The organism is Thiocystis minor, from assembly GCF_016653465.1.
Taxonomy (GTDB): Bacteria; Pseudomonadota; Gammaproteobacteria; order Chromatiales; family Chromatiaceae; genus Chromatium; species Chromatium minus.
Genome location: NZ_NHSQ01000079.1, coordinates 1 through 19,049 on the forward strand (window position 1 = coordinate 1; position 19,049 = coordinate 19,049).

A 19,049-nucleotide genomic window follows, 5' to 3' on the forward strand; every position below is an offset into this window, starting at 1 on the left:
TGGTCTCCAGCGACTGAATCGTCGGGTTCAGACCATAGCGGGTGTAGAGACTGCCGGCGACGCGACCTTCAACGACGTCGAGCACGGCCTGCGTCGAGGGAAAGGCGAAGGTGGTGGTCGTATAGATTGGCGTGTGCGGGCTGCCGTGGGCATCGGTCAGCTCGCCGGCGTGGACGCAGCGGGTGGCCAGGGCGGTCGAAGGAGGTGCGGTCATGGCGGACTCCTCGCGGGACGTCTGGTTGGTGATTCCATGCCTATCCGGTTAGCTCCCAAGATGGTCGATCTTGGGTAGCGTCACTCGTGCCAAACACGGAAATGTGTTCACCCCGCCTCGCAACGCCTTGCATTGGATGTAAGCTCCCGCCCCGCACGGCGGTCCCAAACACATGTCGAGTTCTGGCCATCCGCCAGAAACTTGGCTTGGGAGCTAACCGGATAGGCATGGGTGATTCGATGATGGGAAGGCGCCGATTCGGGCTTGGACCCCTGTCCTGAATTCGGTCACGATGACCGTTGATCAGGATACTGGCAGATCCGATCAAAACCATCAACCAATCGGTTGATGGATTTTGGCAACGAAGCCTGGCCGGTCTCTGGACGGATCTCGGCCGTTGCCGCCCGGAACTGATCGCTTCAGGCCGGATCACGCATCGGCGACCTCGGCTGGGAGTGCATTCGGTGCGTGGTCACTCCCGCCTTTGCCGTCGCGCGCCAGTCGTCATCGGTGCGACACCCGTTCGCTCGAGGGATCGGTCGCGCTAGGGCGCAGGTCCGGCAGATTTGCACACCCGATGACGTGCAGCACGATCCCGCCGCCGATGACGTCGACGAGGTTGCTCCATTCCCTGGCGCGGAGACCTAAACCGGCTCCAGCCACTGAAAGGGCTCGGCAGGCAAGGTCACCCGGATCGCGTCTCCCGTCACGATGGTTCCCCCGCGCATCACCACGCCCATGACCCCGGCCTTGCGGATGAGATGGCCGTCCGGCGCGCGGTCGAGCACGGCCGCCATGAGTCCGGGCCGGTAGGCATCCAGTTGGGAGCAGGGGCTGCGCAAACCCGTGAGCCGGATCACGGCGTCGGTCCCGATGGACAGCTCGGTGCCGCGCGGGTGCGACAGGAGGTCGATGCCCCGCGTGGTGATGTTCTCGCCCATGCCGCCCGAATCGATCAAGAATCCGCGCGCGGCAAGTTCCGCGAAGAGCTCGCTCTGGATCAGATGTACCTGCCGCAGATTCGGCCGGGCAGGATCGCGCCTGACATGGGAGCGGTGCCTGACGCTGGCCCCAGCGTGCGCGTCACCCTCGACCCCGAGTCCCGACAGCACACGAATACTCGGCCGGGTCTGCTTGGAGAATCCATGGCTTGCGTTTACTGCGACGGCGATGACGATACCCTGAGGCGGCTGCTCGATACCCATTGCATTCTCTGACTCGGCGATCAAGCTGGAATAAAAAAGAAGCCGGCAGGAGCCGGCTTTCAAAACGTCTCACTCTAACAGAGACGAGGAGGACGAAAGGTAAAGAGTCGACACCGCGCATGACCGGGCAAGGCGTCTTTGATGGCCTGCATCCGTGGTCTTTGGTGGGCCTCATCGCGACTGTCTAATCTTCTGGCTCCGGTTTGACCATCCGGCTGACCGCGATGTCCGAGGTGAAGACCACGCCCATGTGCCGGTCGAGGAAGGGCGCCAAGCCCTCCAGGATCGGGTCGACCAGACTCGGCGGGACGGCGCTGACGACCATCACCAGCACCGACTCGTCGTTGAACATCAGATGGCCCTTGTGCGCGCCGTGCGTCCCCTTGCCGGAGAGGTTGTGCAGGATGCTGTAGCCGCCCGCGCCGGCGCGTTCGAGCAGGTCGGTGATAAAGCCCTGGTGCTGGCCCTCGACGATGATCTCGATCTTCTTCATGGCGCTCATGGCGAGTGACTTCATGAGGATGTCTCCACGGGAATCGGACGTTTCCGGACTCTCTGGGCCGGCTGAGCGACGATTGGGGGGCTGTCCTCGGGCCGCGTCGCCCAGGGCCGCGCGATCCACTGTCCTTGCTCGAAGAGGTGCGCGGCGCCCTCGGCGCGGTCAATCACCAGCAGGCGAATCCAGCCGTTCTCGACCAGCTCGCGGACCTTGAAGACCCGGCTCAGGACGCTCTGGACGAAGGGCAGCGGGGCCTCGATGACGGTGATCAGGCGCATAGGCTGGTGGTAGGGCCGCTCGCCCTGGCGCACCGTCTGGGCCGGCAGCCCGGTGCGCAGGTCGCTGACGTTGCCGGTCATGACGCCGAAGCGCCCGACGACGTTGTGATAGACCTTGCTGCCGCTGCCGAAGACGGCGTTATCGACCACCGAGAAGTAGTGCTCCAGGTTGATCCACTGGGCGACGATCAAGGGGCCGGAGAGGATGGCTTCGAGCGCCGCGCCGCTCGCGTCCCGACGATGGTCATAGGAGTGCAGGAAGGCCCGCCCCGCGAGATCGACCGCGCGGGTGAGGTCGCGGTGGCCGACGATGAAACTGGCGTTGCCCGAGAGACCCCACTCCGGTCGGACCTGGGTCCAGTCGAGCGCGTTGCGCTTGACCCGGCGCGCGGCGGCCTCGGGTGAGTCGACTCCGGTCTCGCCCAGGGCCGTGCAGCGCTCGCGCGCGCAGAGTCGTCCGGCGGCGGCCAGATCCTCCTGGATGCGCGTCACCTGGGTCAGGCGGCCTGGCGGCAGTTGGTCGAGGTCGTGGAGCTGGGTCTCGTCGGTCGTGGTGTCGTGCAGGGCCGGGATGAACCAGGTGTCCTCCGGGATGCGGAGGCCCTGTCCGGCGAGCCGCTCGCGCACCTCGCGCCGGTTGGCCATGGCGGCGAAGAGGCGGGCGTTCACCAGGCCCTTGTCGCCCCCGCAGGCGCCGCAGTCGAGCGCCGACTCATAGGGGTTGTTCTGGGAGCGGCTGCCGTGGCCGACGACCAGGACGGTGCGGGCGAAGTCCTCGACCAGACCCATGGTGCTCAGTGTATTGCGCACCAGTTGCGCCTGATGCTCGATCCTAAAGCCGATCCGCGCCAGTTGTTCGAGCTGGAGGCGCGACTGGTCGGGGGTCAGCCGGTACTCCAGCCGCAGACGGGTGATGAAGACCGTTTCGGCGGCGCTGTCGAGGTCGAAGCGCCGGGCGAGCTGGCTCGGGGCCGCGGCCCTTCCCAGCGCGATCTCGCGCAGCTCCTGGATCATCCCGGTGGTGACGGCCTCGCGCTTGATCCCGAGCTGCCGATCAAGCGCCCGCACCACCAGCTCGTCCTGCAGGCTCGCGATCAGATCGCGCGCGTCCTCCTCGGAGAGCTTGTCGATCATCAGCCGCGTCGGTGGGCGGCCGTTGTCGAGCCGCTTGCGCCAGCGGTTGTAGAGGGTCGGCGCGAGGGTCTTGCCGACCATGTCGAAGCCGAACAGCAGACCCACCGCCTCGACCGTGATGTAGGGCGCCAGCACCGTGAACTTGAGGTCGTGGACGACCTCGGTGGCGAGATGGAAGAGCGACTGTCCGTGCGGCGCGTGCTCGTGCGGCATCTCCAGAACCACGTTGCGCGGCGTCACGATGGCCGGACAGAGCGCGGTCTCATGACCCTTTCCAAGCTCGATGAAGTTGACCGGAACGCCAAAGAATCCGGCGACGCCGAAGGTCTCGTAGTGGCCGAGTCCTTCGAGCTGGCGGCGCAGCCGCTCGGAGCGGACATCGATGCAGAAGAGCGCCTGGACCTTGGAGCCGGCGACCCCCGGAGCGGTCGCGCCGGTGCGCGCGAGCGCCTCGGCTGGGGTCTCGCGCGGGGCGGCGAGCCGGTCGAGCAACTGACGGATGTAGGTGCGTTCGAGCGCCTGCATCCAGAAGAAGCCCTCACACGCGCGCAGTCCATGGACCGCCTCGATCATCTGGCGGAGCGCCCCCGAGCGTTGCGTGGCCAGCTCCGCGCGCGGGATGCCGGCCAGCTCGCACAGCTCCCGCAGACGCAGGGCGCGACTGCTGGCCTCGCGCGCGGTCTTCTCGTGCTCGTAGTCGAGACAGAGCGCCTCGATCCGCTTAGCGTCGCCGCCGTCGAGCGCGACCTCGACCTGGTGCGCGTAGTCGGGAAGGATAGCCCCGGAATGCAGCTCACGGCGCAGCAGACATTCGTGCGGACGCTCGGTCATGCAACGCACCCAGGCCGGGTAGCGAAAGTCGCGCCGATTGCGGCGCTCCGCCTCCTCGATCAGGGGCAGCGACAGGATGAGACGGATGGCGATGAAGTCGACCAGATCCGCCGGGTTGCGCTCCTGCCAGTAATAGTCCCTGGCCTGGGCGCGCCAGCGCACGAAGCCGGCCCAGCCGTGGAGCTTGGACAGCTCGACGGCGAAGGAGTCCATCCACAGCCGCTCGGGGATCGCAAGCCGGGTCATGACCAGATCGATCGCCGCCTCCGGCTGTTCCACCCGCTCCAGGGTCGGACCCAGATCCAGCCCGCGCAGACGCCAGCGGCGGTTGCGCCGGGCGATTTGACACCAGGACTGGAACAGCCCCTGCCGACGTCCCGGCATCCGCCAGGCGGACTGGCCTTCGTCGAGGAAGTCCAGGCAGCCCTTGATCAGCCACTCGTTCAGGGTGGCGCCGATGCGCTCGCCATGGAGCTGGTCGATGAGGTCGTAGAGCGTCCAGCGCGTGCCGATCTCCTCTGCCGCGAGCCGTTTCATGGGGCCTCCGCCAGCGGGCGCAACCGCGCCAGGATGGCGTCGGTGCTCGGGAAGGCGTTGCCGACGCTGGGCTGATCCATGCGGGTCATGAGGGTGACCAGGATGCGGTGCAGGTCGAGCGCAACGCCGTCCTCGTCCTGGTGCTCCGGGGCGGAAAGGTCCGGGCCTTGGGCCAGCAGGAATTCGGCGACCAGCTCCTCGATCGCCGCCGGATCGATGTGTCCCTCGCGCAGCAGCGCCTGATACTCGGTGCGGCGCAGATAGCCGCGCGCGTGAAAGAGCGCGCTGGCCCGCTCGACCGCCTCCTCGAACGGCAGATGTTCCAGCCCGTGCAGGGGGTTGTGGTGGATGAAATTACGCATGGGCCAGACGAAGGGCAGGAACTCGCCGGCCATCGTGACCATGGAGCGGATCTTGAGTGCGCGCCCCAAGCCTGTCTCGCCCGGCCGCGTCCCAGACGGGTCGGAGGAGGGCGGATGCCGCTCGGGCGGGTTCCCGGTCATAGCGCCACCTCCACCAGCAGGATGCCGAAGAGTCCGAGGGCGATCATGCCCCCGCCGAGTCCGAGCGCCTGACGCGGTTCCAGGTCGCGGTAGGTCAGATCCTCCCTGGGAACGCCCCAGACGATGCCGCTCAGGAGGTTGACGCCGGCCCAGGTCCAGAGCAGCCAGGACAGACAGATCGGCAGCAGGACCACGACCGCGTCCGCCGCGACGCCGCCGAAGGCGAGTGCGGCGAGGGCGAAGAAGGACGGCGAGAAGGGCACGGCGATGGCCGCCAGCACGGCCAGCACGAAGAGGTGCGCCAGCCAGGGCAGGCGGCAGCAGAGCCCCGGATAGAGCCCGCTACGCGCGATGCCGAAGCGCCGGGTCAAGTGGTCCAGCAGGAAGACCAGCGGTAGCAGCGAGATCGACAGACCGATGGCGGGCAGCAGCGAGCTCACCCCGGAGCCAACACCGATCCAGATCAGGGCCAGCGCGGAGGAATAGAGGTGCGAGATCCAGATTTCTCCATCCTTCGCGCTCAGGAGCCGAAAGGCGTAGAGCACCGAGGTCAGTCCGCCCCAGACCGCGAAGAGGGTCGGCCAGCCATCCCCCGCACTCGGCTGGTCCATCGCCAGCGCGAGCAGGCCGATGCCGATGAGCGGAAAGACCAGGATCAGGGTGGCCTTGAATGCCGGGCCGCGCCGCCAATCGCCGTTCGGGAGCGCGCCGTCTTTCACCTGGCCTTGCAGGAGCGCGTTCGGCAGGGCGCTCAGTGGATAGAGCGGCAGAAAGAACCCGGCCATGAGTAGCAGGATCGGCGCCATCTCAGACCCACCGCAGCAGGGCGTTGAGCCGGCGTGAGCGCGCCAGCAGGGCGCTCGCCAGCCGGCCATGGAGGTCCGCGACATAGAACTCGCGCGACATCCAGGCGTAGAGCGAGAGATAGCCGTTACGGTAGCGGCGGGTGAGCGGCTCGCGCCGGGCGGCCGAGCGGAACACCAGCAGCCAGGCCCCCGCGATGGCGGCGACCAGGACCAGCATCAGTACCGTGAACAGCGGCGCCGGCAGGGAGGCCGCGTCGTAGATCGCTTCGCGGAAGGCCGGGTCGGGATAGAGCAGGGTGTCGATCATGTGTCCGGCGAGCACATAGCCCAGGATCACCAGGGCGAAGGAAAGGACCACGTAGCCCAGCAGCCTGAAAGGCCGCTCGCCGCCGATCTTGTAGACGAAAAAGAGGGTCTGGGCGCCGGTGATCCAGCCGAACAGCAGCAGGATCATGGCCCCCTGGTGGCTAAGGAAGCCTTCGTCGATCATCTGGTGGGCGCTGACCACGATCGCCAGCGGCACCGCGATGGTGATCCCGGCGAAGACGATCCAGGACAGCGGCGGCCGGGGCGTCCGGCGCTCGACCATGAACTGGTAGATTTCGCCCTCCGGGATGTTCGAATCCCGGCGCGCCCGGCCGATCAGGCTGCCTGAATCGAGAAACAGGGTCGCCTTGAAGATGCCATGGGCGATCAGATGGAAGATCGCCAGCGAGAAGGCCCCCAGACCGCACTCCATCACCATGTACCCCATTTGTCCCATGGTCGAATAGCCGAGCGAGCGCTTGATGTCGCTCTGCATCAGCATCATCACCGAGCCCATGAGCGTGGTCGTCAGCCCGACCAGCAGGGCGATCTGGAGCACCGAGTCGGTGTGGGCGAAGACCGGCGCGAAGCGATTGATGAGGAATCCGCCCGCGTTGACGATGCCGGCATGCATCAGGGCCGAGACCGGCGTCGGTCCCTCCATGGTGTAGGGCAGCCAGGTGTGGAAGGGGAACTGGGCCGACTTGGCGAAGGCGGCCAGCAGGATCAGCAGCCCGACGGTCTCGCTGACCGGCAACCCCAGGGCACCGGCGCCGTCGGGATCGGCGGCGATGGCCTCGAAGAGGACTGGGATGCTCAGGGTGCCGTAGCTGGAATAGAGCAGGGCGGCGGCGGCCATCAGCGGCAGGTCGCCGATCCGGTGAGTGATGAGGGTCCAGAAGGCGTAGCGGTTGGCGGCCTCGCGCCGGGTGTCATGGTTGAGCAGGAAGTAGAGGATGACGCCCATGGAATGCCAAGCCAGCAGCAGGGTCAGCAGATCTCCGGCCAGCACCATCAGCATGATCATGGCGTTGATGCCGTCGAGCAGCACGAAGAAGCGGGTATGCGCCGGATCCTCGCGCATGTAGCGCACCGAATAGAGATGCACCACCAGGCTGATGGCGCTCACGGCCAGGGCCATGAGGGCGGTGAGCGCGTCGAAATGAATGGTGAAGAGACTGATGCCAAGCGTCGCGAGCTGCCCCTGACCCAAAAAGATCTGTTGCGAGAAGAGACCCAGGGCCACGACGAAGATGACCAGGCTGAAGCCCACGCTCAGACGCGCCACGCGCTCGCCGATCCGCGGGGCTAGGAGCAGCACGGTCAGCGCCGAGATCAACCCCAGCAGCGGCAGCAGATAGGCGATAGAGGCAAGCAAGGCGGCGTGGCTCCCGGTCCGTGTCTGGTCACGAGTCTGAGATGCCACAAGCACATCACGCGCCAGAACGAGGGATGTAGGATGGGCAAATCCCGTGACAAGAAGCCGAGTCTGGCTGCGAGGCTGGTCGGGCGTTCCCATCCTCACCGCTCGGCGTCTCAAAAGACACGGATGGGAAGCGCCTGCCAAACCGAGGATTGGGACAAAACGCCCCGGTCGATGACCGGCGTCGAGACTCTTTGTCCCAGCACGGACGCCAGTTCCATGGGCCGACCTCGGTCGCGAATGGGGGCGCCTGCAACGGCACGGAGCCTGCAAGACGTCAGATGACCTGAGCGGCGCGGAGTCCTACGCGTGGCGCACCGGTCAGGGGTCGCGCGCCCTCCGCGCTCGTCAATCGCCATCAGGAGATCGCGTGAATCGACATCCAACCGCCACACCCGCCGACCCGATCGAACAGCCGGTCGCCAACCTGATCGATCGCTTCGGCCGCCGCATCACCTATGTCCGCTTGTCCGTCACGGACCGCTGCGATCTGCGCTGCGTCTACTGCATGTCGGAGAAGATGACCTTCCTGCCGCGCGCGCAGCTCCTCACCCTGGAGGAGATGGCGCGACTCGGCCGGTTGTTCAGCGAACTGGGCGTGACCAAGCTGCGGGTGACCGGCGGCGAGCCGCTGGTGCGGCCCAATGTGCTCTGGCTGTTCGAGCAGTTGGGCGCGCTGCCGGGGGTGCGGGATCTCACCCTCACCACCAACGCGACCCAGCTCGGACGCTATGCCAGCGCGCTCAAGGATGCCGGCGTGACCCGGATCAACATTAGCCTCGACACCCTGAGTCCCGAGCGTTTTCGTGCCATCACCCGGATCGGCGAGATTGGCAAGACGTTGAGCGGATTGGAGGCGGCGCGTCGCGTCGGCTTCCAGCGCATCAAGCTCAACACCGTGGTGCTCAAGCACCGCAATCATGACGAAGTGGTCGACCTGGTGCGCTTCGCCATCGAGCGCGGGATCGACATCAGCTTCATCGAGGAGATGCCGCTCGGGGTGATCGGCGATCACGATCGGGCCGAGGCTTACTATTCGAGCGACGAGATCCGGCGCGATCTCGCCGGGCACTTCGATCTGCTGCCGACCATCGACGGCACCGGCGGTCCGTCCAAATACTTCCAGATCGCCGGGGAGGAGACGCGCGTCGGCTTCATCTCGCCGCACAGCCACAACTTCTGCGGCGACTGCAATCGGGTGCGGGTCACGGCACTCGGGCGGCTACTGCTCTGTCTGGGTCAGGAGCATTCGACCGATCTGCGGCGTGTCCTGCACGCCAACCCCACGGACGACGAGCGGGTCAAGCGGGCCATCGTCGTCGCCATGGACCTCAAGCCCCGGGGTCATGAATTCGATCTCCAGGCCAAGCCGGTGATCTTTCGTCACATGAACATGACGGGCGGTTGACTGGCATGAGGACCGGGTCCAGGCCGGGCCAAGTCCGCCAGGGGTCGTGCGCGAGCGTCTCGGGGCGCTGGCAAGGTGACGCCGGCGTCACCTCGCGCCAACGCCAGGGCGGCTGGCACGGCCGCGCCTCCAGGCTCGATACCAGGGTCTGGGCAAGCCAATTGTCGTTCTCGTCGAAGACCGGCTCGCGCCGCACCCAGACGCGGAATTCGGTGCCCTGCGCGGAGGTCGACTCCAGCGTCAGCGCGCCCCCGTAGCGGCGGATGAGACCCGTGCTGACCGAGAGTCCGAGCCCCGTCCCGCGCCCCGCGCCTTTGGTCGTGAAGAAAGGCCGGAAGATCCGGTCGACGACATCGGGCGGCACCCCGGGGCCGGTGTCCCGGACTTCGATGAGGATACCGCGCGCGTCCAGATCACGGGAACGGATCTCGATCGTCCCCCGGTTGGCCTCGACCGCATGCACAGCGTTCACCACCAGGTTGATGATGACCTGACGCAGGTCTTGAAGGCTGATCCGCACCCCCAGGGTCGCTTTCAGATCGGTGCGGATTTCGACATCCGTGCGGCGCGCCTCCTGGAGCACAAGCGTCAGGCATTCCTGGATCAGGACCGCGATCTCGACCGGCTCCAGGACACGGATGTCATCCATGGGACGGGCGATGCGCAGCAGGCTGTCGATGATCCCGCGCGAGCGCTCGATCTGCCGGAGGATGAGATCGACCTCCTGGCGCACCGACCAGGTCTCCGGTCCCAGCTCGCGGGTCAGCAGTTCCATGTGGCCGAGCATGATGGCGAGCGGGTTGTTGAGCTCATGAGCGATGCCGGCGATTAGCTCGCCGACGGCGGCGAGCTTTTCGGTCTGGACCAGGTGCTCGTGGCGGGTCTCGCGCAGCGCGGCGGAGAGGGCCTCGATGCGCTGTTCGAGGCAGGCGATCTCGCACGCGCGGCCGTCGGTCTCCGTGCCTGAGCGATGCTCGGACTCGCTCGGTGGCAAGGCCCCGCCGAGCCAGGCGCGTAGCCAGGCCATGAGCGGGCGGAAGCCCTGGCGCGTCATCGGGGTGCCCGCGTCAGTCCGCCTCGCTCGGGTCGCCCGGCTGACCCCATTCCTTGAGCTTGCGCTCCACCGTCTTCCTCGACACTCCCAGCGCGCGCGCCGCGACCGTCTTGTTGCCGCCGGCGGCGGAGAGCGCGTTCAGGATATGCGAGCGCTGCACCCGCTCCAGCGAGGTCGGATTGGACACCAGGGCGCGCTCGCCCGCGTCCGGCTCCGAGGGCGGCGTGACGCAGAGCAGATGGGCGACCGGCTTGCCCAGAAGCAGGGATCGCTCGATGACATTGCGCAGCTCGCGGCAGTTGCCGGGCCAGTCGTAGCCCATGAGCTGCTCCAGATCCCAGGGGCTGAGTTCCGCGTTGGGCAGGCCCAGTTCGGTGGACAGGACGTTGAGGAAGTAGCCCGCGAGGAAGGGGATGTCGCCCTTGCGTTCGCGCAGGGGCGGCAGGCGCAGATCGACCACATTGATGCGGTAATAGAGATCCTTGCGGAAGCGCCCGGCGAGCACCTCGGCGGCCAGATCGCGGTTGGTCGCGGCGATCACCCGGGCGTTGACCGGGATCTCCTGGTTGCCGCCGACCGGGCGGTAACGCCGCTCCTCCAGTACCCGCAGCAGTTTCGCCTGCAAGGGCAGCGGCATCTCGCCGATCTCGTCGAGGAAGAGGGTGCCGCCATCGGCATGGCTGAAAAGCCCGTTGCGCGCCTGATGTGCGCCGGTGAAGGAGCCGCGCAGGTGTCCGAACAGCTCCCCCTCGATGAGGTCGGCGGAGATGGCGCCGCAGTTGACCGGGACATAGCTGCCGCGCCGGCCGCTGAGGTCATGGAGTGCGCGCGCGACCAGCTCCTTGCCGGTTCCGGTCTCGCCCTTGATCAGCACCGTCGAGGGCATGGGGGCGAGTCGATGAATGGTCCGCCAGATATCCTTGAGCGACTCGCTCTCCCCGACGATCCGCTTGGCGGCGGGCCGACGATCCTGCTCGCGCTGGATCAATGCCTGCTCGCGCGCGACCCGCCGCCGCTCCCGCGCGCGGTGGATCACGGCCAGCAGTTGGTCGCCGAGGAAGGGTTTTCTCAGGACATCGGCCGAGGCGTCCCGCAGTGCGTCGATTTCGTCATAGATGTCTGCGTAGCCAGTGATGAAGATCACGTCCAGATCGACCTGGTAACGGTCGCGAATCTCGCGCGCCAGCTCCAGTCCGCTTGCCGGACCGGGAAGACGGATATCGACGATCATGAGATCGAAATGGAGGTTCCGGGCCAGCGCACGCGCGGCACTGGCGTCGGCGGCCGACTCCACGCGCTCGAAATGGGGGGCGAGCGAGCGCTCAAGGAAACTCAGCATGCCGGGCTCGTCATCGACGACGAGAATGGAGTCGCCCGCGTCCGTCGCGGTCTTGGCATCGCGCGCGAGGTCGAGCCCTCGGCTTTCGAGTGGCTGGGATGTCATGGTCTCCTCCTCCGCGTTGGTCGGTGGTTGGCGCGTGTGCGCCAGTCGCCAACGGTCTTTTTTTGAATGGATGACGCGACGCGGCTTTGGCGAAACCTGATCGCGCTTTGGATGTTGGATAGGTCATTCCCTTGTCAAGACAGCGATCGAACGTCGTCAAACAGGGCTGCAAGAACTGACGACGATGACACTCGACAAGCGCGAACCAGCACCTATCGTGAAGAAGAATATCGGTTTTCTATACCGGCACAAACGGAATTTATTGGATTTTTGTATCGGGTTTCTCGATAGATAAACCGCTTTGATCCGTTTGTATGAATGAGTAATTGGGCGATTAACGAAAAAGCAATGCTGCTTTGCGGACGCGGTTAGAGCAGGCGATTGGAGTGGGAATAGATTTACCAGAAAACCCGCGTACCCGACTTGATTGCGGTCAAGGCAGGGTTTGCGGTTGTGATTAAGGACGTGGTGTAGCTGAGGTTCGATGGATCAACTGCGTTTTTCAGATGGAGGGTGCAGAGGCGGTTGCCCGCCTCCCGATACCCCGTCTTCAGATGTGGTTCGCCTCCTCGGCCACCGCTGGCTCGGGCTCGCCGGCTTCCCCCTGGTAGGCGCGGCGGAAAGCGTCGACGAAGGGCCGGAAATCCTTCACGGTGCCGTAGATGGCGACCACGCCCGCGCGCTGGCGGTCGTAGACCACGTTGACGCCTTCGGTGCGGCCGGCGGGGTTCGGGCGCGCCTCGCCGTTGTAGTAGATCCAGTGCCGGGCATGCACGGAAGCATAGATCAGATCCTGCTCGGCGTGGGTCAGCCAGAGGACGACATAGTTCCAACTGCCGATGCTGAGCTTGACCTTGTGGGTGGTCGTCTCGGGGGACTCGGGATCGACCTGCCACTGAAAAACCGGGATCGGACCTTCATAGGTCGGGTCCGCGTTGCCCTGCGGCCCTTCGATGAGCGGCGGCTCGAAGTCGGCGGGCGGCTCGGTCGGCGGTCCCTTCGACTTCGCCGGCTTGCCCTCGCCGGCCGCGAGCAAATCCTTCAGGTGCGGCGCGCCGCCGTGCCCGGGGTCGGGGATGGGATCCAGACCGTATTCGCGCAAATCTACTTGCAGCGGGTTGACGGAGGCTCCGCCGAGCAGTAAGGAGTCATCGTCATAGGGTGGCTCGGTGTGGATCTCGATCGTCTCGAAGCGCGCATTCCGCAGCAGTTCCTCGACTGCGCGCTCCATGGTCGCGACCTTCTCGGCGTTGATCGAGTCGGGTGTGATCTCGATTTCGATACTCGACCCCTCGACGGCGATGCTCTTGACGAATCCGAGCGAGACCAGGTCACGCGAGCGGCCGGGAAAGCGGATTTGGCGCAGGAGATCACGGACTTGTTCAGGCAGCATGGGCGACATCTCGGTTTTCCTCTGGGTGTGGTGGACTCGTTGGGAGTAAGCGAGATTCGAGCCAGGATGGAAGGCGAGTGGGCTCGCGACTCCATCGCGCGAGGCCAAGGCCAGCTTCGGCGTGGGATTGCGGCATGAGCGTCGCCAGGATCGGCGTCGCCGAATCCGCCCTTGGCGACTTGGCGGCCATCCAGGAGCGGTACACTGCGGAAGAGGTGCCGGAGGTCGGCGCATCGCCTCAACGGAGAAAACACCATGAAGCTTTTGACAGAACCCCGAGGGCGAGAAGATGAGATCATCGACCTCTTCACCGCGACCTTCACCGCGTCCGAGGGTATGGAAGAAGGCGCGCTGATCGGAAGCCTGGTGCTCAGCCTGCTGCGTGACACGGCGGAGACCGATCGCTTCGTCTTCACGGCCGAGGAAGACGGCAGGATCATCGGCGGTATCCTCTTCTCGCGGTTGACCTATGAGCAGGATGACCGGACGGTTTTCATTCTGGCCCCCGTCGCCGTCGCGACCGATCAACAAGGGAAGGGCATCGGGCAGCGGCTGCTGACCCATGGCCTGGCCGAGCTGCGCGGCGCCGGTGTCGACATCGCCATGACCTATGGCGATCCGAGCTTCTATGCCAAGGTCGGATTCCGGCCGATCAGCGAGGCGGATGCGCCAGCGCCCTTGCCGCTGAGCCGTCCCGAAGGCTGGCTGGGTCAGTCCCTGACGGACCGGACGATGGCCCCGCTGAAAGGCCCGTCCCGCTGTTTCGAGGCACTCAACGATCCACTGTTCTGGTAGGAGCCATTCCGATGGACCCTGACGACTTCGCCCGCTCTCATGACAGCGCGAGCATCGGACCCGCCAACCGCGATCCGTCGGCGCTCGCCGCACTGGGCTGGGGGCCTTTCTTCGCGCGGCAGACCGGCCTGGAGACGCTGGACGACACACCGGCGGCGCGCGTCGTCGCCGTCCATCGCAGCGGCCTTCGGATCCTTGGCGCTGGCTTCGTGGAGATCATCCCGCCGCGCGCCGATGCAACCGTGGGCGACTGGCTGCTGCTGGATCGTGTCCAGCCTCGGGCCAGTCGCGTCCTGTCCCGCAAAAGCCTGATCAAGCGCCGCGCGCCAGGTACTGGTCGGCAGGTGCAACTGATCGCGGCGAATATCGACCAGATCTTCGTCGTCACCTCCTGCAATCAGGATTTCAACCTGGCCCGGCTGGAGCGCTACGTCGCGCTGGCCCTCGAAGCGGAGATCGAGCCGGTCATCGTCCTGACCAAGGCGGACCTGGTGACGGATCTACTATCCTGGATCGAGGAAGCGCGCAGGGTCTCGGAAGGGATCCCGGTCGTCGGGCTCGACGCCCGCGGGGACGAGCCGCTTGAGGCGCTGTCGTCCTGGTGCAAGCCAGGCCGGACCGTCGCATTCCTTGGATCTTCGGGTGTTGGAAAATCCACCCTGACCAACGCGCTTGCCGGGACCGACGCGATCGCGACGCAGGCCATCCGCGAAGACGACGCCCGGGGCCGTCATACGACGACTCGCCGCGAGCTTCACTTGATCCCCGGAGGCTGCCTGGTGCTGGACACCCCGGGCATGCGGGAATTGCAGTTGGCGGACGCCGCGTCCGGCATTGCCGATATCTTCGAGGACATTCAGGCACGCTCGGCGCAATGCCGGTTTGGGAACTGCCGGCACGAAGGAGAGCCCGGCTGCGCCGTCCGGGAGGCGGTCGAGCATGGCGAGCTTGACGCCGCACGGCTTCTGCGCTGGCGCAAGCTGATGGCGGAGGACGCCTTCAACTCCGCGAGTCTCGCCGAGCGCCGGACAAAAGACCGGGCATTCGGGAAGATGGTCCGAAGGGTGATGAAGGAGTCCAAGTCGCGCCGAGACTCCTGATCGCTCCCTACCGATGCAGCCCGCATTCGCGCTTGAGGCCGAAGAAGCGGGTCTCTTCCTCCCGCATGCCGGGCAGGAGCCGCGCGGTGGTGTGGACGTCGCCGATGGAGACATAGCCCTGATGCCGTAGCGGGTGGTCCGGGAGGTCGTGGCGGCGCAGGTAGCGATGCACGTCGGACTCCCGCCAGTCGATGATGGGGTGGACCTTGAGGCGGCCGTCCTGTACACGCAGCACCGGCAGCTCGGCCCGGCTGCGCGCCTGCTCGCGCCGCAGACCGGCGAACCAGGCGCGGGCTTCCAGCTCGCTCAGGGCGCGCTCCATCGGCTCGACCTTGTTCATCCAGTTGTACTGGTCGATACCGCCCGCGCCCTGCTCCCACAGCCGACCGAGCCGCGCCTCCTGCCAGGCGGGGGAGAGCGCCGGGCGATAGACCTGAAGGTTGAGCGCGAGCCGGTCGTTCAGCGCGTCGATCAGACGGTAGGTCTCGGCGAACAGATAGCCGGTGTCGATCAGGATCACCGGGATGTCCGGTTTCAGAAGGGTCAGCATATGCAGCAGCACCGGCGACTGGGCGCCGAAGCTGGAGGTGAGGACATGCCGCTCCGGCAGTTCCTCCAGCGCCCAGAGCGCGCGATCCTCCGCCGGCAGGTTCTCCAAGCGCCGGTTGAGGGCGGCGAGCGCGGCCTGGTCGCCGGCCAGGATGGCGTCGAGAGGGGTGTCAGTCATGGAAGTCCTCCGCTGGATTCACCACCGCCCGGACGAGGCCGTCGCGGATCAGATAGTCGCCGAAGCGCTCGCCGGGCTGGCGGCTCTCGGCGAAGCGCCCGAACAGGCCGTCGATCTCGGCCAGGATGGCGGTCTCGTCGAGGTTCTCGCGATAGAGCCGGTTGAGCCGGGTGCCGATGCCGTCGCCGCCGAACATGAGGTTGTAACGGCCCGGCCCCTTGCCGACCAGGGCCAGCTCGGCGATATAGACCCGCACCGAGTCCCGCTCGCCGACCCGCTCCCCCAGGAAGCCCGAGGCCCCGCCGAGATGGTCTCGGCCGTGGGCCTGGTAGCGCCGCACCGCGACCGTGAGATGAGCCTCGTCCTCGCACTCCGCCTGACTGGAGGCGATCGAGTAGAGCCGCGGCTGGAGCGGGCGCAGCAGACCGGCCAGCGCCTCGGCCTCGACGCGGGCGGGATGGTCCGCGATCAGGTCGATGAGCTGACGCTCGCTCGCATAGGCCCGCAGAGCGGCGGCATCCGTCGCCAGCTCGGTCAGATCCGGCGTCTGCGCCAGCTCGGCCCAGGCGCGGACGCTCGCCGGATGCAGCTGCGTCAGCTCCAGCCGCTCGATCAGGGTCTGGCGCAGACCCAGCTCCGCGTCGGCTAGGCGCACCGGCGCTTCGCCGTCGAGTCCGAGCGTCGTCAGCACCGCGTCGGCCAGCGCCGGATCGTTGTGGAACCAGATCCCCAAGGCATCGCCCGGCTGGTAGCTCAGGACGCTGGGGTCGATCGACAGGGCCAGGTGGCGCACGTCCGCGACGGCGTCCTGGGTCGTGATGCGGCGATTCTCCAGCAGGGTCGCGGGGTAGGGGGTGTCCTTGGCGACAGTGGGCGGCGGGCTCGGACGGGCGCCCGGCAGGGACACCACGTTGCTCGGCCGGGCGGGCGCGAGCTGGGTCAGTCGCTCCAGGACATCCGCCGACCAGCGCTCGGAGTCGGCCGCGTAGTCCAGATCGCAGCACTGCAGCGGCAGGATGCGCCGCGCGCCCAGCTCCGCGAGCCGGTGATCGAAGTCGACCGCCGTGCGGCAGAAGTGCTCGTAGCTCGAATCCCCCAGACCCATGACGGCGTAGCTCAGCTGCTCCAGGCGCGGCGCGCGTGGGTCATGGAGGAAGGCGTGCAGGGCCTGGGCGCTGTCGGGCGGCTCGCCCTCGCCGTGGGTGCTGACGAGGAAGAGCACCAGGCGCTCCTTGGTCAGCCGGCGCGGGCCGAAGTCGCCCATGGAGCGCACCCGGATCTCCATCCCCTGGCCGAGCGCCCGCGCGCCGAGCCGCTCCGCGACCGCCTTGGCATTACCGGTCTGCGAGCCGTAGAGCAGGCTGACGGTCGCGGCCGGAGCGTGCTCAACGGCGGCGGGAGCCGCTTGACCGCTCAGGCCGGCCAGATAACCGCTGACCCAGGCGATCTGGGTCGGCGACAGATCCTTGAGCGCGATCTGGAGCGCGCGCAGTTGCCGGTCGTCCACCGGACTGGTCAGGGCGTTCAGGTGTGTCAGCGCCATCGTTCGGAATCCCCTGGCACCGGTCATGCGTCGCACTGGACGCCATTCGGGCGATTGCCCCCGTGCGCCGAAGTCTAGGTCGGGGTGCGAGACGACATAAAATGATGATTCATGAATCGTTATCGCGAGGATTGATATGGAGCTGCGGCAACTGCGATCCCTGATCACGCTGGTCGAGACCCACTTCAATGTCAGTCGCACGGCCGAGCGGCTGCACCTGGTGCAGTCGGCCGTGACCCAGCATCTCAAGCACCTGGAGACGGAGATCGGCGCGTCCCTGTTCGAGCGTCAGGGCAAGCGTCTGGTCGGGCTGACCGAGGTCGGCGGACAGGTCGCGCGCTACGCGGAGGAGGCACTGCGACAGACCGGTAATATCCTCGCGGTGGGGCGCGATCACGTCGAGGAGGCGCGGGGCGTGCTGCGGGTGGGCGCGACCCACACCCAGGCGCGCTATGTGCTGCCGCCGGTGATCCGGCGCTTCGTCAGCGCCTATTCGGAGGTGGAGCTACAGATCCATCAGGGGACGCCGGGGCAACTGGTGGATCTGGTCCTGCGCGATCGCGTCGACCTGGCGATCTGCACCGAGGCGCTCGGTGACAAGATCGGTCTCCAGGCCATCCCCTGCTACCGTTGGAACCGGGGCCTGATCGCGCCGCGCGGGCATCCCCTGCTCGACCTGGAACCCCTGACCTTGGCCAGTCTGTGCGAGCACCCGATCGTCACCTACGTCTTCGGCTTCACCGGGCGGGGCGGCTTCAGCGACTCCTTCGCCAAGGCCGGATTGCGCCCCAGGGTGGTGTTGAGTGCCGCCGACACGGATGTGATCAAGACCTATGTCCGCGAAGGGCTTGGCGTCGGCATCATCGCCGCCATGGCCTATCAGGCAGAGGAAGATGCCGATCTCGGCCTGCGGGATCTCAGCGCGCTCTTTCCGTGGGAGGTGACCAAGATCGCCCATGCGCGCGACAAGCACCTGCGCAACTACCATCGACACTTCATCGCGCTCTTCAAGGCCGAGACCAGTGGCCCTATCGATCGCGCAAAAACCGCCGCTCGACGGTTGGCGAACACACATCTTTCCTAATCTCGCGATCAGGCTCGACCGCGAGCGGATGCGACAAAGTGTCGCGTCTACGGTCGATCGCCACGCCATTTTGTCCCCGCCAACAGACGCCGAACCCCTGCCTGTCGTCCCTGAATCCTCCCGCCCGCCCGCACTGGCAATGCCGAAGGTATTTCCCTGTTCGATGGCCTGTTTTGTGCTGAATGCTGGAGCAGGCGGCGAGCGCGTCCTCGCCATCCGCCGTCATCCACCGCCGCACATTAGGAGGTCACCATGCCCGAGACTGCAATCCCGACGCACAGCGGGCGCGAGCCCTGGCGCCCGAACCTGATTCCGCTGTCGACCCTGATGGTCGCCACCTGCGCACTCAGCGTTTATTTTCTCGTCGATACCTACCTCCTCCGGGAGCCAAGCGCGAAATACACCAAGGACGGCACCGCCTTCATCCTGCGTCTTAAGGAACCGCTCGACACGGGGCTCGCGATCAAGGCGGGCGGGGCACGGCTGATTCAGACGATCGCCGTGGTTAAGCAACAGTCGGATGACCTCAAGACCGAGCTCGCCGAGCGCCTGACCCAGGATCAGACCTACCGGACCGATCTCGCGGACTTCATGACGCAGTTGGAGGACGCCGAGCGGATGATCGCCGGTCTCAAACAGGAAATCTCGGCGCTCCAACGGGAGCAGGCGGGCGCGAGCGGCGCGTCGACGGATGTGCAACGGATCAGCGGCGACTAACGCCGCAGCCTCCCCTTCACCATGCGCAAGTCGCGACGTCCAGTCGGC

General features: G+C 66.5%; 17 protein-coding genes. 5 read left to right on the plus strand and 12 right to left on the minus strand.

Annotated elements, in window-relative coordinates:
- From CCR95_RS10735 to CCR95_RS10765, 7 genes are all read right to left on the minus strand, one after another.
- A partial coding sequence (locus tag CCR95_RS10735; protein ID WP_201094217.1) for a PLP-dependent transferase occupies positions 1–214 on the minus strand: 214 nt, incomplete at its 3' end.
- Between the two features lie 644 nt (positions 215–858).
- Positions 859–1,419 carry an MOSC domain-containing protein gene (locus tag CCR95_RS10740; RefSeq protein WP_242523177.1) on the minus strand — a complete coding sequence of 187 codons (561 nt, stop codon included), beginning with the start codon at positions 1,417–1,419 and terminating at the stop codon, positions 859–861.
- A 184-nt stretch (positions 1,420–1,603) separates the two neighbouring features.
- Positions 1,604–1,936: a P-II family nitrogen regulator gene (locus CCR95_RS10745; protein WP_201094218.1), complete on the minus strand. Its 333-nt coding sequence runs from the start codon at positions 1,934–1,936 to the stop codon at positions 1,604–1,606.
- Positions 1,933–4,698, minus strand: a complete 2,766-nt coding sequence (locus CCR95_RS10750) for a DUF2309 domain-containing protein (RefSeq protein ID WP_201094219.1) — start codon at positions 4,696–4,698, stop codon at positions 1,933–1,935. Before CCR95_RS10750 ends, CCR95_RS10745 begins: the two co-directional genes overlap by 4 nt.
- Positions 4,695–5,201 (minus strand): putative inorganic carbon transporter subunit DabA, encoded by a 507-nt coding sequence (locus CCR95_RS10755; RefSeq protein ID WP_201094220.1) that lies wholly within the window; start codon positions 5,199–5,201, stop codon positions 4,695–4,697. Before CCR95_RS10755 ends, CCR95_RS10750 begins: the two co-directional genes overlap by 4 nt.
- On the minus strand, positions 5,198–6,007 hold the full coding sequence (locus tag CCR95_RS10760; protein ID WP_201094221.1) for a hypothetical protein: 810 nt from the start codon (positions 6,005–6,007) through the stop codon (positions 5,198–5,200). Before CCR95_RS10760 ends, CCR95_RS10755 begins: the two co-directional genes overlap by 4 nt.
- A gap of 1 nt (position 6,008) precedes the next feature.
- Complete coding sequence (locus tag CCR95_RS10765; RefSeq protein ID WP_242523178.1) at positions 6,009–7,691, minus strand: NADH-quinone oxidoreductase subunit 5 family protein; 1,683 nt, start codon at positions 7,689–7,691, stop codon at positions 6,009–6,011.
- 415 nt (positions 7,692–8,106) lie between these two features.
- On the opposite strand from CCR95_RS10765, the gene moaA reads away from it, so the two are divergent.
- Positions 8,107–9,144, plus strand: coding sequence for a GTP 3',8-cyclase MoaA (gene moaA / locus CCR95_RS10770; protein ID WP_338115381.1), 1,038 nt, complete (start codon positions 8,107–8,109; stop codon positions 9,142–9,144).
- Here moaA and CCR95_RS10775 read toward each other — a convergent pair.
- From CCR95_RS10775 to CCR95_RS10785, 3 genes are all read right to left on the minus strand, one after another.
- Positions 9,068–10,198: a sensor histidine kinase gene (locus CCR95_RS10775; RefSeq protein ID WP_201094223.1), complete on the minus strand. Its 1,131-nt coding sequence runs from the start codon at positions 10,196–10,198 to the stop codon at positions 9,068–9,070. The two genes, moaA and CCR95_RS10775, sit on opposite strands and share 77 nt — an antisense overlap.
- Before the next feature lie 13 nt (positions 10,199–10,211).
- Positions 10,212–11,642: a sigma-54-dependent transcriptional regulator gene (locus CCR95_RS10780; protein WP_201094224.1), complete on the minus strand. Its 1,431-nt coding sequence runs from the start codon at positions 11,640–11,642 to the stop codon at positions 10,212–10,214.
- A gap of 550 nt (positions 11,643–12,192) precedes the next feature.
- Positions 12,193–13,035 (minus strand): iron-sulfur cluster assembly protein, encoded by an 843-nt coding sequence (locus tag CCR95_RS10785; protein ID WP_201094227.1) that lies wholly within the window; start codon positions 13,033–13,035, stop codon positions 12,193–12,195.
- Positions 13,036–13,290: 255 nt separating this feature from the next.
- Between CCR95_RS10785 and CCR95_RS10790 the strand changes: the two genes are divergently transcribed.
- Both CCR95_RS10790 and rsgA read left to right on the plus strand, forming a co-directional pair.
- Positions 13,291–13,830, plus strand: coding sequence for a GNAT family N-acetyltransferase (locus tag CCR95_RS10790; protein ID WP_201094229.1), 540 nt, complete (start codon positions 13,291–13,293; stop codon positions 13,828–13,830).
- An 11-nt stretch (positions 13,831–13,841) separates the two neighbouring features.
- Entirely contained in the window at positions 13,842–14,930 is a 1,089-nt protein-coding gene (gene rsgA, locus CCR95_RS10795; protein ID WP_201094231.1) for a ribosome small subunit-dependent GTPase A, read from the plus strand.
- A 7-nt stretch (positions 14,931–14,937) separates the two neighbouring features.
- Here rsgA and CCR95_RS10800 read toward each other — a convergent pair whose 3' ends face one another.
- Complete coding sequence (locus tag CCR95_RS10800; protein WP_201094232.1) at positions 14,938–15,657, minus strand: phosphoadenylyl-sulfate reductase; 720 nt, start codon at positions 15,655–15,657, stop codon at positions 14,938–14,940.
- On the minus strand, positions 15,650–17,200 hold the full coding sequence (locus CCR95_RS10805; protein ID WP_201094233.1) for a diflavin oxidoreductase: 1,551 nt from the start codon (positions 17,198–17,200) through the stop codon (positions 15,650–15,652). The genes CCR95_RS10800 and CCR95_RS10805 overlap by 8 nt, the downstream gene beginning before the upstream one ends.
- Before the next feature lie 136 nt (positions 17,201–17,336).
- Here CCR95_RS10805 and CCR95_RS10810 point away from each other — a divergent pair, with 136 nt between their 5' ends.
- Positions 17,337–18,284 carry a LysR substrate-binding domain-containing protein gene (locus CCR95_RS10810; protein ID WP_201094234.1) on the plus strand — a complete coding sequence of 316 codons (948 nt, stop codon included), beginning with the start codon at positions 17,337–17,339 and terminating at the stop codon, positions 18,282–18,284.
- A gap of 252 nt (positions 18,285–18,536) precedes the next feature.
- Entirely contained in the window at positions 18,537–19,001 is a 465-nt protein-coding gene (locus tag CCR95_RS10815) for a hypothetical protein (RefSeq protein WP_201094235.1), read from the plus strand.
- Positions 19,002–19,049: the final 48 nt, after the last annotated feature.